This window comes from Pseudomonas sp. ZL2, assembly GCF_054788455.1.
The window spans coordinates 32,193-45,528 of the sequence record NZ_JBGOGX010000010.1 but is presented as its reverse complement, the minus strand read 5'-3'; the positions used below and the strand labels follow the sequence as shown (position 1 = coordinate 45,528).

The following is a 13,336-nucleotide window of genomic DNA, read 5'->3' as shown; positions in this document are numbered from 1 at the left end:
GGTTACGCAGTGGGTGGAGAAGGAAGGGGCTGCCAGTGGGTCGGTTCGAAATCATCCAGCTCGTAGCCGTCGACGAACCAGCCGACCTCATCGTGAATTGGCGGGTTCAACGCCCAGGCCCAGCCCCAATTGCCGTCGTGAATGTCTGCGCGGCAGCCAATCCCAGAAGCCTCACCCGCCCACAGAAAAACGGGCTGATCCAATTCAGGCAGCCTGTCGCTGCACTTGATCCAGCCGCTCATGCTGCCTCCGGCCAATGGCGATTGATGCTCTCTTTCGCGTAAGGGGAAAGTCGCTGGAAGCTGTTCACCGTGCCGCATCCGGGCATGGTCCCCTCCAGCTCAACGCAGGCCTTGATGTCGCAGCTCCGGGAGCAGACCCAGCCGCCGTAGTGGCAGCGGTGCACTTCGCCGTCTGGGTCAGGGTGGTAGGCCAGGCCGCCCTTCCAAGAAGGCGACCCGCGCAACTTGAGGCCGCAGCCCCGGCACACGGCCTGGGTATCGGTGCAGTCATGCATGTGCTGATCCTCTGGACCGCATTGGCCAGATGCCAGGCGCAGTGACCAAGCTGGGCGTGAAAAGCCAGCCTGGCACCTGCCAATGCGGTCGATATGAAGGGAAGGGGATGCAGGCGCCCGGCGCTGCCCGGGAAGCATCTGGTCTGGCCGGGAAGGCCCCGGATTCGCCTGCGGTGATGCGATCTGCATCGGGGTGTGAGCTGGCAGGAGCCAATCTCTGCATCGACCGGTGTTCGTTCCTCCCGATCTCGCTGGATAGAAGCTGTGCTGCTTGGCGGCAGGATTCAGATCACACTCCGATACAGCCTGCGATGGGGAGCAGGGCATCGGGCAGTTAACGTCAGGCTGACGTGGCGCTGGTTGTTTATTCTGCTTGCGAGTTAACCCACTCGAAAATCGACTCTTCGCCGATGGCATTCAGCAGATCGATAGGGTCGCAGTCGCTGCTTTTGATCCAGTCAGTTAGCTCTTCCTCGCTCAATAGGTTGAGCGTCTTGTTGATGCCCATGGCCGTGATGACTTCGTGCTCGTCCAGTCCTTTCACGCGTTCTTCGACGTCGAGATCTTCCATCAGCTTCTGCGGGTCAATATCCACGACGACTCTGACCTGCCCCTTGTCCCAGGAGTCGATCGTTAGGCTTTCAGTAAGGAAAACGATTTCCATGGTGGCTCTCCGGTTGATTTCCCGTCTGGCCCTGTCGCCAAGGCCAGCCAGTGAAATCGTATCGACACTTACTCGGCTTCCAGCTTCGCGAGCTCTTCACGGAGCTTCCTGATGCGCTCTTGCTTCGCCTCGGCCTCTCCAGAACTTTCTCGAAGGCTTGTGAGGAATCTCTTGTCCGCCAAGGTCGAAACGATCATCCGGCTCACATACTGACTAAGAGCCGACTCCAGAATTGAGCTGCCTTCAGCTCTACGAATGGCATCGCACAGCGCCGCCAGCTCCGGAGTGTCAGGTTTGATGGTGACTGTTCTCGTAACCATGGTTCTCCCCAGTGGATTCCCAAAGCGCCCGGTCGCCCAGGCGCTTCAGTGAATTGCAGGCACAAAAAAGCCCGAGTTGATCGGGCTGTGTTTTTTCTGCTGAGCTTTAACGCCTGCTGCTGGGGAGGTCCATATAACTGACGAACAGGTACTTCCCGCGACCCATTGCGAAGTAAAGCCAACCGGCTTTCAGGTCTGGATCCTCATCGGAAGCACGGGCCTCGTTCCAGCAGAATCCCGGGACAACCTCAATGCCTCGATGCTCTTCGACAATCCTCTGGATGCTCCACTGGCCAAACTCGCCCGCCTTGGCGATCAGGCGCTCCATGAATTCGCATGCTTCCACTTTGACCTCCAATTTGATTTCGATGTGAGCAGTATCGCACGCCGGATTCCCAATGCCGCCTCATAGAAGCGGCATCAGTGAATCGTTCTGTGTTTCTCCGCGCCCGCTTACCAGGTCATTCACTCAGTTCGGTCAACACCTCGTCCGCCGTCGCAGTGGTCTGCGCGTGGGCAGGCTTTCGGGCCTGTCGGATCGCCGGTCGCCGGTAGAGGCAAGTGCGGTTTTGTTCATCGGTTTACTGACCTCCCACCGATGGAGCCGGGAGTGACCTAACCGGCTGGGCCGGGTAGTCGGGCATGGCGCTGGTTGTTAAAGAGCGGCGGGCCGCTTCAGGCCCTTTGCAGGACTGGATGAGTCGCTGCGATGAACATACAATACCGGCGGTATTGTTTGGTGGTCAATACCTCCGGTCATATTTTTCTTGCGCCCACAAAATAACCCGCTCAATGGCGGGCACGCTCAATTCGGCTGAACCACCTATGTGATCGCTACTTCTACCGAGAAACAGCTACCGGAGACGGTCATGAACTGGGATGAGAGGGATAAAGCGCTTGCGGCCTGGCGTGAGCTATTCACTTCACGAGAGATTCGGATGGATGCAGCTGAGCAGTACGATGAGCTGGTGAGCCTGGCGGACAAGATCCAGCATCAAGGCCTCATCGATGCCGAGGAGAAGAATGCGCTGATCCTGTAAGCAACTGAACGTTTTGCCAGTGCAGTAGAGGGCTTGGGGCAGGGCACATAGGTTTTGCTCAGGCAAAAAAGAAGCCCGCGAAGGTTGTTTGTATAAGTTTATGTCGCTTTTTTGTAAGGGAAACTTATTCTTACAATAAGACTTCAGTATTAGTGTTTTCTATCGAGAAAACCGGATGAACGGTATGGTGTTCGAATATCTCACGTTGAGGACATTATGTAATCTCGCCGCCCTTTAGCACTGTGGGGCTCGGGGGCTTTGGGATGGAGGGAAAACATCAGAATCTGGTTATTCTTGACTGGACGGCGAAGTACCTTGGGGCGGGTTACTTGCGCGAGCCAGAATATGATCAAGCTCTAGCGGTCGCCGAGCGGCTTCAGCATTCTGGTTTGGTAAGCACAACAGAGTGGACTGCGATGGTTCGTCAGGCCAACGCAGCATTGCTTATGTTCGCCGAAGGCGAGGCGACTAAATCTAGCTCGCACAAGCGGGCAAAGAAAAGCCCGCAGGGGAGGGCGGGCTAAGTGTTCACGGATGAGAATTCACCATGCCTGCGCCGGGGTGAAAATTTCGTGAAGGCATGAAAAAGCCCGCGCTAGGCGGGCTGCTTTTCCACACGGGGCGCTGATCCGTCAGCTGATTTAAGTGTAGCCAAGCGATATCAGTTCGCTAGCTTTCTCAATCCTCTGGATCCCCAGGCTCTTCCGGTTTCCACCTGGCAATCAAGTCGACTAGCAACTCGGCAATGGCATCGCTGTTTGCTGATAGCACTTCAAGGTGCTCACTGACACGATGGTATGTCTCAGTGGAGCCTCGCTGGTCGATCCAAATCCCGATTTCTTCAATGGCTGCGCCCAAAGCATTGATGTTTTGATTCAGCCGGCTGAGCAGGGCAGGTGTCGGATCATCGGGAAGTGCGGTCATGTCGATTCCTCTAAGGCGCTGAGGAAAGCGTAGCAGGCAGTAAAAAGCCCGCCGTCGCGAGCTCTCATGACATGGAGTAGTCGGTTATGGGGTTAGCCGTCCAGGTTAAGAGAGAGCGGCAGTTGGAAGCCCAGACTGAGCCTGGCTTGTATGTAAATACGAAGGGACAGATTCAGAAACTGGCGACGATCGCTAGGGCTAATTGATCATCAGTCATATGTGGCGGACTGTAGGCTGCATGATAGTACCGAACTGCCTGCTCGAGCTGAGCACCGCGGATCTCGCCATCTGAGCCAATGAAAGCAAGTGCATCAGCTTTGGCAGGCTTGAAGTTTTTTACAGCTAGCTCGGAAAGTCCTGTGGTTCCTGAAAGGAGAGTGGTTGGAGCCAGCGTGATCATCATCATCGAGTTTTCGTACGAGCCCTTGTTCTCCGCTAAGGCTTGAGTGCTGATCGTCGCCAGTACTGCGATCGTCAGGTTCTTCCATGAATCCATGCTCACCTGTTTCCCTACAATTCAGTTGTGGTGGCGCTACGATAGCAGAATAGGGTTTTTGCCAGAAAAGAAAGCCCGGCGCTGGGCCAGGCATCTTGCTTGGCATTAAAAAGCCCGCCGAGGCGGGCATTTCGTATGCCTTGAAGTCAGCACTCCGCGAAAATGCAGGTCGATGTGAGCATTACCCCCCTTTGCGTGCAGGGAATTCGCTGCGAAGATATTGCAGCATCAGTACTGAACGGCGCCAAGTGGAATTTCCTGCGTCTCTTTCGGAAGCAGGGAGCGGAAACCGTCTAGAAACTCCTGCAGCTCAGTAGGGAAAGACCGCGCCCAGACACTGAGAAACGCCTCTCGGACACGCGCCTCCGGGATCAGCCCAAGTCGCTTACCTACTTGAGAAAAGATCGTATGCTCATCTCGATTGGTATTGGCGACGCTGCGAACGGTTGTTTCAACTTCGGATGCCTTCTCATAAGGTTTGAGAAGAGCTACTGCCAGCTCGCCGGAAATTTCGTCAAGCACTGAAAGCACTTTGTTGAATATGTACCTTTCAGGACTTTCTCCAGGAAGCTTGAAAATCAGGGATGTATGACTGGCGTCGTATTTTGAGTCACCATCCACAATGCAGATCGATTTCTGGGTGGTGGCAGGGTTGATGTTATGATCTAGATGAACTCGTTGAGCGGTTCCGTCACCTTCCATGGCATAGATGCCAACTGCGTCTAGTGCTATTCCCGGTGAACTTCGTAATATTTCTTCTACCCAAGACTTCGCAAATTTGTCCTCCACAAATATCGCCAGGCGAGAATCAACCGCTCCGCTAATTGCGCGCAATGAAGCGATATCGAGCTTTCCTTGGTAGACTTTTCCTCTAATGGCTGCCCAAATAGCTTTGTCCGGAAGTGGCTTCAAGGCATCGTTGGAGTGACTTGTAAAGATAACTTGAATTTTGCGCCTGCTGGCTAGCTCGATCAAGTATTCTACGAGCCTAATAGTCGCAAGAGGATGTAGGCCGTTTTCGATTTCTTCAATCAAAACTAGTGAGTTTTCAGCCATGGTTTCTAAGGCTACAACCATGCGGATAATGCTTGACTCGCCGGCGCCAAAGTGAAATTCAGAGTACTTATCTCCCTGCGGGGTTTGCCCCGCCAATAGAGTGATTTTCCCTTTTGTATCCACTTTCAAAAAGTTAAATTCGCTGACATCTTTATCCAATATGGTAGCCACGGCTCGCGCCGCTTCGCTAGGCATAACAGATATTGCAGAGGGCTTTACATCGAATTTTCGGGACATGCACTTGGCGAGGTCCGGTCTCTCACTGGCTGGAACTGTTCGTGAAACTCCAAAAACTCTGGTCTCCCTGTGGAGTGCCTCCCTGCTCCAGCGGAAATTGGTGAATTTAGCTGTCCGCTTTATAGTGTCTTGCTGTTTTGTTTCTCGATCTATTATTTCGTATTCTACTTTCCAGTTCTGCATGCTTTCATCAAATCTTCCACTTTTGGAGAAAAAGTGTGACGGCTTGATATCTCTGTAAGGTAGGGCTGCAGCTCCCAGTAACGTGGTTTTTCCCCCGCCATTTGGCCCGATGATGGCGGTTACAGGAAAATCGAAAGTCACTACAGCATTTTCATAGCTTCTGGCTTTGTCGATACTGATTTTATATAGGTATTTCCTATAGTTCTTCTTTTGTACCTTCTCGAAAAGCCCCATTATTTCGCTGTCGCGTATCTCGCTCTGGAACATTCCCTCTTCCTATGGCTAGTCAATTAATTAGCGCTGTCAACTAAATAAGTTCAGATAAACTGTCAAGCACGATCCTTCCTCGCCTGCATATCCAGGCCACAGTGGTCGCAGCTCGGCCGGTTATGTCGCTCATAAAAGATCATCAACGCCGAGCGTGGCGGCTATTGCGCGCCTGTCCTCTTCACGGATGGCAGAAACGTCCATGCCGGCATCCTCGGCGAGTATTAATTGGTACGCCCAAGCATCCATGCGATGCTTCCTTGCCTCTTTCTCCAAGGCTTGTACCAATCGTAGATACCGATACTGCTCCAAGCTCATCCCGCAGAGAGAATCTTCAGTCATGTCATCACATTCCCCAAGGAGCTGAGGGTTGGCCTCAAGGGTGACGGCAAGAGCGTTTTCGTGGATTTGGTCTCTGAGACTCATTTTTTACCCTGTATGTTCTGAGGCATTGGCCAGGCCTTGAAGGTCTCGGCGCAGCTCCTGGTTGGGCCTGGTTAGGGGCATGGCTAGAGATCTCCTCCTCGCCATATCACCTTGCCGATGATCCGGTGCTCGTTTGTATCGCTACGCAGGAAGGAGCGATCCGGATGGTCTTCTTTGTTTTCGTTGTCACTGCGTAAGTACCAACTGCCGAGAGGGGTCTGTACGAGGCGCTTAACGATGGTTTTCTCACCATGTGCGAGCACGAAGATTTGCCCGTCTAACGGCTCGACCTTGGATCTATCAATCAAAAGCACGTCGCGATCATTGATCGTCGGCCACATGCTTTCGCCTTCGGCGTAAATGACGATCAGGTGATCTGCTTTGGCACCCTTTACCCTCAGCCATTCGCGCTTGAACGCAAGCGTCGAGCGCATCTCGACGTGCGGGTTTTCGCTGCCCAGGCCAGCGGCCGCCTTCGCGTTGTACTGTGGAATGAACGCGTAACGGTGATCGAGGATCGCGTTGGCCTCATCGCCAGCAGGGAGTGGCGTATTTGCAGCAACCCCGTCGCCGACAAACTTGTTCCGTGCATCTTCACTCCCCGGTGAAAGCGAGGAGCTTAATTGCTCGAGCTCTGCGGCCAGGGTAGGGCTGAAATCGGAAACCGGAACTTCAAGCATTCTGGCGAAGACTGCCGCAGCCTTCAGGCTTAGAGCTGTCCTGCGATTCATGAAATGACTGACCGCGCCCTGGGTTACGCCATCCCCTAGCTCGGAAGCGATCTTTTCCTGGGTCAGCTTTAGGGGTGTGCGTTTCCGCTGAAAAATCTCTTTCAGGCGGTCGCTGTCTTCCAGTTGCCAATCGGCCAGTGGGAGTCTTCGGGAGTTTTTGGTCATTGGTGGATGGTATTACCTGCGGTATTCGCGCTTCCAATATCGCCGGTATTGACTGTAAACAATACCGGCGGTCATACTTGAGTTGAAGAACCTATGTAGAGGACGTCGCTATGCGCCGTATCCCGCTTTCCGAATTTGCAAAAGAGCACGGCCACACCAAGGCCGCTCAGATGCTTGGCTGCACGCAGGGCGCCCTTAGCAAGGCAATCCGCGTTGGCCGAGATGTGTTCGTGACCCTCGAAGAAGACGGCAGCTTGTCGGCTCAAGAGCAGCGTCCGTTCCCATCACAGAAATCCGCCGCCTAACCCCTTTCATCAGCAAGGAGCATTACCCGCATGGCATACCACGACCAAAGTCACCTGAAAGACCGGGAGATTAAGTCGCGCTACGACCAGGAAACCTATGAGGCGCTCAAGGCCGTGGCACGACTCCACAAGCTCCAACTGGCTGTCTTCGTACGCATGTGCGTTGAGGAAAAGCTGGAAAGCATCATCGAGAGCGATGTTACCGACAAAAGCCAAATGGCCTGAAGGCCGGGAGGAGGCCCTGTGCCTGAAACCACGATCTGCCACGGGATCGATGGACGCCTCTACGAAAAGCTTGAGCGATTGGCGAAGAAGGCAGGCGTTTCGCCTGCAGAGTACGCCGCGCAGCTGGGAACAGAGCGTTTGTTCGAGAAGACCAGGCCAAAAGGTGCCGGAAAAATCCGGAATCTGCCGGTACCAAAGCGAGGGCCGGACTTAATAGGCCCTGAAAAAGGAGGGGCTGATGAAGACCTCAGCTGACTCACCAAATCGCAGGCATAAAAAAACCGACGGGCAAGGTCGGCTTTTTCAACTGCAGTCGTTACAACACTGTGAGACCGATTATGCACCCACATCACCATGATGTACAGGCCCTCCTGGCCAGGGCCGCGCCACGAATTGCGAACCGCGAAAATGTGGCGCGCACTTTGTCGCTGTGCGCGATGTCCCTACAGGGCGGGACCTGACATGCAGTTCACTGTAACGATCAACCAGGCAAAGGCGCTCGAATGGGGACTCAACTCCCAGCAAGCGCTGCTGTTCGCGTTCGTCTACGGCTGCCCGAGCTGGGCGAAAGCGCTCAAGACTGATGACGGGATCTTCTTTGCACTCAGCAAGGCCAAGATCATCGAGGAACTGCCGCTTCTCACCGAAAAGCCTGACACGGCTTATCGAATGCTGAAGGCCTTGGAGGAGGTCGGCTTGATCGAGCTTTCCAGTACCTCGAACATCACTCTTTTCCGCCTTACTGAGAAGGCTGCCGAGTGGGATCCGAACCGTATGGGGCACATCAGTGCTTATCAGCCGCCAGTGCAAACACCTCGCCGCCGAACCAAGAAGAAGCCGATCCCTCCAGGTTTGCGAGCTCGAGTATTTACCCGCGATGGGCACGCTTGCCTGCGCTGTGGCTGCTCTGTGCTGCTCCGCTTGAGAGCTGATCACATCATTCCCGAGATCCAGGGTGGCAAAGCATCCATGGAAAATCTTCAAACCCTATGCATGTCCTGCAATAGCTGGAAGGGCGTCAAAACCATAGATTTTCGTGGTTTCGCCGGAGGTGCAGCATGAGCATGGGACTTATGGTCGCCGCGATGAAGCTGCGCGTCGGCAATCCACTGCGCAAGCTTGTTCTCATCAAGCTGGCAGACAATGCTAGCGATATGGGGGAATGCTGGCCGTCCTACCAACACATCGCCGACCAGTGCGAGATCAGCAAGCGGTCGGTCATGAACCACATTGCCGCATTGTGCAACTCGGGACTACTCCGCAAGGAAATTCGGAAGGGTGGGCCGAAGGGCAACTCTTCAAATGTGTACTTTTTGACTCTAGATGGTGGTGCACCTCCTGCACCAGGGGTAGTGCAGCAAATTCACCAGGGTGGTGCAGCAGGTTCACCCCCTAGTGAATCTCCTGCACTAGGGGGTAGTGCAGGAGCTGCACCCAGAACCAGTCACTCTTCTGAACCAGTCAATGAACCGGTCATTGAACCAATTGCACCCCCGGCTCTCGCCGAGGTCGTGCCGAACCAGTCCTGCGGCTTGGTGCTGGTCGTTGATCGCTCCGACGCCCCCCGGGTTGAAATCCCTGCCGACATGCCGGGCCCGAAAGACCAGACCTGCAAGACCTTCAAAGTCTGGGCGAATTACGCCATGGCTTACCGCAAGCGTTACAGCACCTGGCCTGTTTGGAACGCCAAGGTTGGTGGCCAGCTTGGACAACTGGTTGACCGCCTCGGCGCTGACGTCGCCCATCACGTCGCCGCTCATTACCTGAAAACCAGCGATGCGGCTGTTCTGCGCAAGTGCCACAGCCTCAACGAACTGCTGATGAACGCCGAGAGCTACCACACCCAATGGGTGACCGGTCAGCGCGTCAACGGGACAACTGCGCGCCAGATGGAGCGCACCGAGGCAAACCTGTCCGCAGCGGAACAGGCGGCTCAACTGGTTCTGGCCAAGCGCCAGGCAGGGGAACGCAATGAGTACCTGTGAGATGAACGATGCCCAGGTAGCAGGATTGGCCGCTGCCATTTGCGCGACGGCAGAGGCCATGGGGCAGGAAATGAACCCAGGCACTGCCGCGATGATGGCCGAGGACCTCTGCGCTTACCCAGTGGCTACCGTCCGCGGCGCCCTGAAGGCCTGCCGGCTTGAGGTGAAGGGAAAACTCGCCATGGCGGACATCCTGCAACGAGTGCAGGACGCTGACGGTCGCCCTGGCAAGGATGAGGCCTGGTCCATTGCCCTAACCGCCAGTGACGAAAGCGAGACCGTGGTGATGACTGCCGAGATTCAGCAGGCCATGGCCGCGGCGCAACCGGTGCTTGCGCTGGGCGACAAGGTCGGCGCCAGGATGGCATTCATGAGCGCCTACGAACGGTTGGTTGCCGGAGCGCGGGCTGAGGCGAAGCCAGCTGCCTGGAGTGTTTCCCTCGGTTTCGATCCGGTTCGCCGAGTGACTGCCATCGAATCGGCTGTGCGTATGCAGCTGATCACCCTGGAGTCGGGCACCAAGTACCTGGCCGATCTTCGCATCGCGCCTATCACCGAAGACGGCCAGGCCATCGCCGGACTGCTCACCGGTACCGCTGTCCAAGCATCCCCGAAGCTGCGCGAGAAGCTTGCTGAAGTCCGCTCAATCGTTGAGGCCGCTAAGGCCCGACAGGGCCGTGATAAGCGCAAGAAGGCCCAGGCCGATCGAGTCAATACGTATCTGCGCAAGCGCAAGGCCCGCGAGGCAATCGCTGCGGCGCAATCGAAGGAAAGATTCTGATGAACATCGACAAATCGAAGCTGCAGCCCCTGCTGTGGGCAGTGGTAGGCACTTGGAAGGCCGGCGACCAGGATCTGCACCTGCGCCTTGATGCTCTGGACGAATTTCTCGGCGAGCTGACTGTGGAAGAGGTGGCCCTCGGCCTGATCGAAGAGATCGGCCAGCTTACTGACAGGGTGCGCGCCGCAGAAAAACTTCACCTGGAGGTGGCCCATGGCTGACCGCATCAGCGTCAACTGCCAAGCCAAGCTCTCCGAGGCCATCACCTGCCTGACCACCATGTACCGCGACAAGAAGTTCGTGGTGGTGAGCCTGCGCCCAGGCAAAGACCGCACGCTCGATCAGAACGCTCTGTGGTTCGCGTTCTACAAGCGCATTGCCGAGATGACCCAGATCGGTGACGCATCGGAGGCTCGCAAGTACTGCAAGCTGCACCACGGCGTGCAGATCCTAATCAACGAGGATGAGGACTACCGAGCCGCCTGGCACCGAACCACGAAGCACCTCAACTACGAGGAGAAACTTTGTTTGATGGGTGACTGCAAGTTGCTGGGGCCGGACGGTTTCCCGGTTACCAGTCTCTTCAATCGCGCCCAGGGCATCGCCTATACCAACCGTATCGTTGCTGACTTCACCTCCCATGGCGTGGTCTTCGACGACCTGCTGAGCCAGGAGGCCGCATGACGATCGAAAGGAAGCTGCCTAAGCCGAAAAAATGCTGTGTCGCATCATGTGGGGCCTCATTCGTCCCTTCACGCATGGGGCAGGCTGTATGCAGTCCGGCCTGTGCGGCACTCGATGCCCCGCGTCATCGGGAAAAGGCCCGCAAGGCCATCGACCAGCGCGAGCGCCGCGAGATCAAGGTCCGCAAGGAGAAACTCAAAAGCCGCGGCGACTACATGCGCGAGGCCCAGGCCGAATTCAACACCTACATCCGCCTGCGCGACCAGCACCTGCCGTGCATCAGCTGCGACTCGCTGCCCAGTGATCACGACCTGATCACCGGCAGCCGCTGGGACGCCGGCCACTACCGATCCGTAGGCGCCTGCCCCGAGCTGCGCTTCGAGCCGCTCAACGTCCACCGCCAGTGCGTGAAGTGCAATCGCAACCTGTCCGGCAACGCGGTCGAGTACCGCATCCGGTTGGTGCAACGCATCGGCGCCGAGCGGGTGGCCTGGTTGGAGGGGCCTCATCAGGCCTGCAAGCACACCATCGAAGACCTGAAGGCCATCAAGGCCGAGTACCAGGCAAAGATCAAACAACTGAAGGAGGTTGCAGCATGACTTGGACCATCACCGATACGGCCGGCATGTTGCTGCTGGTCATGGCGATCGCCTCCACCTGGTGCGGGGTGCGCGGGCAGATGATTGCGAATCGACGGAAGAAGGAGCATGGCCTGTGAATTATCAGAACGTGGTTTCAGCAGTTGTCCGGGCTCTGGCCGCCGAGACGATCAACAGTGCTGGTGGGTGCTCAGTCGAGCCTCGCGTACAAGCCAGCAAGCTCAAGGGCGAGATATCCGGCAAGGATGCGGCTCTGCTCGCTGACTGCATCGTGCACAAGCTGCTGCACGCCCAGCTCAGCCCGCGGCACTGGAATGCCCTGGTGGCGAAGTACAGCACGCATAGCGGCAGGAAGATCGACTCTATCGGCCGACTCGTCTCGGTAGTGTCAAGCCCGGCGCCGCTGCTTTTTACCCAGCGAGCGGTGCTGGTGTGGGCGGTACCTCAGCAGGCCAAGGGCATTCAGCGAAAGGTGGTTGAAGTAAAGGCGCCCGAACCGCGTGAGAACGAAGAGGCCGGCCAGTGGGGTTGGCGGAACAAGGCCGCCGCCGCCGCAGTCGAGCGCGCCAACAAGCATGCCCGGGCCGTGGCTGAAACGAAACCTGGTGTAATCGTATTGTCAGAGTCGATCTACGACATGACGAATTGGGATTCCCAGGGGCTTACGGAGCGCACCTATCAGCGCTGGAACAAGGCGATCAAGGGTAATCTGGAGTCGATGGTGAATGAAGCTTTGGTCGAGGCACAGCACATGCTTGAGGCGGTTGGAGTGCTTTCGGGCGAGGCGGCGTGAAAGAGGGCCTCAAAAGGGCTTGCAATATCATGTCGCCATGTCGCATTATTAGCCCATCCTGTCATTCCTGCGCGTGTTGAGGAGTGAGCTGAAAAGCCTGGCTGTGATGCCAGTCCTGTTCACCTCGGTGATCAGTAGGTATCGCATGGAAATGTGGGAGCTGATAAAGCGTCTTCTTGGGGCGGCAACACCAAATCAAAGTTTCTCGCCAGGAGTTGTGGCCGAGGAGTATTTGCGCTCGCTCAGGTCGGCAGGCGAGTCAGACCTTCCAGGCTCGGACGAAATCGTTGAGATTGCAGAAGAGCTGTCTGGTGATCTTGAAGATATCGGCCTGATCATTGACGCGCCGCAGCCGAGGCCCGGCGCAGTGATGCTTAACAGAAAGACCCGAACTCTCTTCGGTGATGAGCTTTACCAGCGCCTGCAGGGCAAAAATGTGGTCGCCCTGTTTGAAAACATGCTTGTTGATTTAGACCCAGGTCAGATCAGGCAAGTGCTGCATCAGCTCGATAGCTAAATCAGAGAATTCAAGAAGAACCCGGCCTTTGAGCCGGGTTTTTGTTTTCTGTCTCCGTTGATATTCTGACTCCAGATTTCTCAGGATGAATCGAGGCAGTGATGAGTATTGATGTTGATGATTTGCTGAAGGTCATAGGCCTTGCCAAAGTTGACTGTTCGAGGCTGGGCGCTCCGCTCGACACAGAGATTATTTGCGTCCGCTACAACGAGTACCGCGAAAAGCATGGCCAGAAGTACAGCTACGATATTCGTGAAATGCAGGTCACACTGGCCGACCTCGTTCGGTCGGACGGACCAGAGAGCTCGCCGAAGCTAAACGGCAGCATTTCTTACGTCGATGGAAAAGTCCTTAAAGTCGTAATCTTCGGGCTTCAGTCATAGTGAGCTCCGTGAAATTTGAAGCCCAGTCATTGCGCCGG

General features: G+C 56.0%; 24 protein-coding genes and 1 pseudogene. 15 read left to right on the top strand and 10 right to left on the bottom strand.

Annotated features, from left to right (window positions below; genetic code table 11):
- Window positions 1-2: 2 nt before the first annotated feature.
- The 5 genes from ABM562_RS10660 to ABM562_RS10640 form a co-directional block, all read right to left on the bottom strand.
- Window positions 3-242 (bottom strand): DUF551 domain-containing protein, encoded by a 240-nt coding sequence (locus ABM562_RS10660; protein WP_460421914.1) that lies wholly within the window; start codon window positions 240-242, stop codon window positions 3-5.
- Entirely contained in the window at window positions 239-517 is a 279-nt protein-coding gene (locus ABM562_RS10655; RefSeq protein WP_460421912.1) for a hypothetical protein, read from the bottom strand. The genes ABM562_RS10660 and ABM562_RS10655 overlap by 4 nt, the downstream gene beginning before the upstream one ends.
- Window positions 518-881: 364 nt before the next feature.
- Entirely contained in the window at window positions 882-1,181 is a 300-nt protein-coding gene (locus tag ABM562_RS10650; RefSeq protein WP_460421910.1) for a hypothetical protein, read from the bottom strand.
- Window positions 1,182-1,249: 68 nt separating this feature from the next.
- The gene (locus ABM562_RS10645; RefSeq protein WP_460421908.1) at window positions 1,250-1,501 is read right to left on the bottom strand and encodes a hypothetical protein; all 252 of its coding nucleotides are present in this window, start codon (window positions 1,499-1,501) and stop codon (window positions 1,250-1,252) included.
- 106 nt (window positions 1,502-1,607) lie between these two features.
- Complete coding sequence (locus ABM562_RS10640; RefSeq protein ID WP_460421906.1) at window positions 1,608-1,829, bottom strand: hypothetical protein; 222 nt, start codon at window positions 1,827-1,829, stop codon at window positions 1,608-1,610.
- A gap of 541 nt (window positions 1,830-2,370) precedes the next feature.
- On the opposite strand from ABM562_RS10640, the gene ABM562_RS10635 reads away from it, so the two are divergent.
- A complete protein-coding gene (locus ABM562_RS10635) occupies window positions 2,371-2,541 on the top strand; it encodes a hypothetical protein (protein WP_460421904.1) in 171 nt (56 codons plus the stop codon).
- Window positions 2,542-3,219: 678 nt separating this feature from the next.
- Here ABM562_RS10635 and ABM562_RS10630 read toward each other — a convergent pair.
- The 5 genes from ABM562_RS10630 to ABM562_RS10610 all read right to left on the bottom strand — a co-directional run bounded on the left by ABM562_RS10630 (window position 3,220) and on the right by ABM562_RS10610 (window position 7,026).
- Window positions 3,220-3,465, bottom strand: a complete 246-nt coding sequence (locus ABM562_RS10630; RefSeq protein ID WP_460421902.1) for a hypothetical protein — start codon at window positions 3,463-3,465, stop codon at window positions 3,220-3,222.
- Window positions 3,466-3,637: 172 nt separating this feature from the next.
- A complete protein-coding gene (locus tag ABM562_RS10625) occupies window positions 3,638-3,961 on the bottom strand; it encodes a DUF2388 domain-containing protein (protein WP_460421900.1) in 324 nt (107 codons plus the stop codon).
- 228 nt (window positions 3,962-4,189) lie between these two features.
- Window positions 4,190-5,704 carry an ATP-dependent nuclease gene (locus ABM562_RS10620; RefSeq protein ID WP_460421898.1) on the bottom strand — a complete coding sequence of 505 codons (1,515 nt, stop codon included), beginning with the start codon at window positions 5,702-5,704 and terminating at the stop codon, window positions 4,190-4,192.
- A 129-nt stretch (window positions 5,705-5,833) separates the two neighbouring features.
- The gene (locus tag ABM562_RS10615) at window positions 5,834-6,130 is read right to left on the bottom strand and encodes a DUF6388 family protein (protein WP_460421896.1); all 297 of its coding nucleotides are present in this window, start codon (window positions 6,128-6,130) and stop codon (window positions 5,834-5,836) included.
- 83 nt (window positions 6,131-6,213) lie between these two features.
- A complete protein-coding gene (locus ABM562_RS10610; protein WP_460421894.1) occupies window positions 6,214-7,026 on the bottom strand; it encodes a LexA family transcriptional regulator in 813 nt (270 codons plus the stop codon).
- Window positions 7,027-7,136: 110 nt separating this feature from the next.
- Between ABM562_RS10610 and ABM562_RS10605 the strand changes: the two genes are divergently transcribed.
- From ABM562_RS10605 to ABM562_RS10540, 14 genes and pseudogenes are all read left to right on the top strand, one after another.
- Window positions 7,137-7,331: a Cro/CI family transcriptional regulator gene (locus tag ABM562_RS10605; RefSeq protein ID WP_254468186.1), complete on the top strand. Its 195-nt coding sequence runs from the start codon at window positions 7,137-7,139 to the stop codon at window positions 7,329-7,331.
- Between the two features lie 30 nt (window positions 7,332-7,361).
- Window positions 7,362-7,556 (top strand): hypothetical protein, encoded by a 195-nt coding sequence (locus tag ABM562_RS10600; RefSeq protein ID WP_460421892.1) that lies wholly within the window; start codon window positions 7,362-7,364, stop codon window positions 7,554-7,556.
- Window positions 7,557-7,574: 18 nt separating this feature from the next.
- Window positions 7,575-7,811, top strand: coding sequence for a hypothetical protein (locus ABM562_RS10595; protein ID WP_460421891.1), 237 nt, complete (start codon window positions 7,575-7,577; stop codon window positions 7,809-7,811).
- A 207-nt stretch (window positions 7,812-8,018) separates the two neighbouring features.
- A pseudogene (locus tag ABM562_RS10590) lies at window positions 8,019-8,319 on the top strand (phage replication protein); the annotation flags it as partial.
- A gap of 11 nt (window positions 8,320-8,330) precedes the next feature.
- Window positions 8,331-8,618: an HNH endonuclease gene (locus ABM562_RS10585; RefSeq protein ID WP_460421956.1), complete on the top strand. Its 288-nt coding sequence runs from the start codon at window positions 8,331-8,333 to the stop codon at window positions 8,616-8,618.
- Window positions 8,615-9,541 (top strand): helix-turn-helix domain-containing protein, encoded by a 927-nt coding sequence (locus tag ABM562_RS10580; protein ID WP_460421890.1) that lies wholly within the window; start codon window positions 8,615-8,617, stop codon window positions 9,539-9,541. Before ABM562_RS10585 ends, ABM562_RS10580 begins: the two co-directional genes overlap by 4 nt.
- Window positions 9,528-10,322 carry a hypothetical protein gene (locus ABM562_RS10575; RefSeq protein ID WP_460421888.1) on the top strand — a complete coding sequence of 265 codons (795 nt, stop codon included), beginning with the start codon at window positions 9,528-9,530 and terminating at the stop codon, window positions 10,320-10,322. Before ABM562_RS10580 ends, ABM562_RS10575 begins: the two co-directional genes overlap by 14 nt.
- Window positions 10,322-10,543 (top strand): hypothetical protein, encoded by a 222-nt coding sequence (locus ABM562_RS10570; protein ID WP_460421886.1) that lies wholly within the window; start codon window positions 10,322-10,324, stop codon window positions 10,541-10,543. Before ABM562_RS10575 ends, ABM562_RS10570 begins: the two co-directional genes overlap by 1 nt.
- The gene (locus ABM562_RS10565; RefSeq protein WP_460421884.1) at window positions 10,536-11,006 is read left to right on the top strand and encodes a hypothetical protein; all 471 of its coding nucleotides are present in this window, start codon (window positions 10,536-10,538) and stop codon (window positions 11,004-11,006) included. Before ABM562_RS10570 ends, ABM562_RS10565 begins: the two co-directional genes overlap by 8 nt.
- A complete protein-coding gene (locus tag ABM562_RS10560) occupies window positions 11,003-11,605 on the top strand; it encodes a recombination protein NinG (RefSeq protein WP_460421882.1) in 603 nt (200 codons plus the stop codon). The genes ABM562_RS10565 and ABM562_RS10560 overlap by 4 nt, the downstream gene beginning before the upstream one ends.
- Window positions 11,602-11,724, top strand: coding sequence for a hypothetical protein (locus ABM562_RS10555; RefSeq protein WP_460421880.1), 123 nt, complete (start codon window positions 11,602-11,604; stop codon window positions 11,722-11,724). Before ABM562_RS10560 ends, ABM562_RS10555 begins: the two co-directional genes overlap by 4 nt.
- Window positions 11,721-12,398, top strand: a complete 678-nt coding sequence (locus ABM562_RS10550; protein ID WP_460421878.1) for a hypothetical protein — start codon at window positions 11,721-11,723, stop codon at window positions 12,396-12,398. Before ABM562_RS10555 ends, ABM562_RS10550 begins: the two co-directional genes overlap by 4 nt.
- Window positions 12,399-12,543: 145 nt before the next feature.
- A complete protein-coding gene (locus ABM562_RS10545; protein ID WP_460421877.1) occupies window positions 12,544-12,915 on the top strand; it encodes a hypothetical protein in 372 nt (123 codons plus the stop codon).
- A 101-nt stretch (window positions 12,916-13,016) separates the two neighbouring features.
- The gene (locus ABM562_RS10540) at window positions 13,017-13,298 is read left to right on the top strand and encodes a hypothetical protein (RefSeq protein ID WP_460421875.1); all 282 of its coding nucleotides are present in this window, start codon (window positions 13,017-13,019) and stop codon (window positions 13,296-13,298) included.
- Window positions 13,299-13,336: the final 38 nt, after the last annotated feature.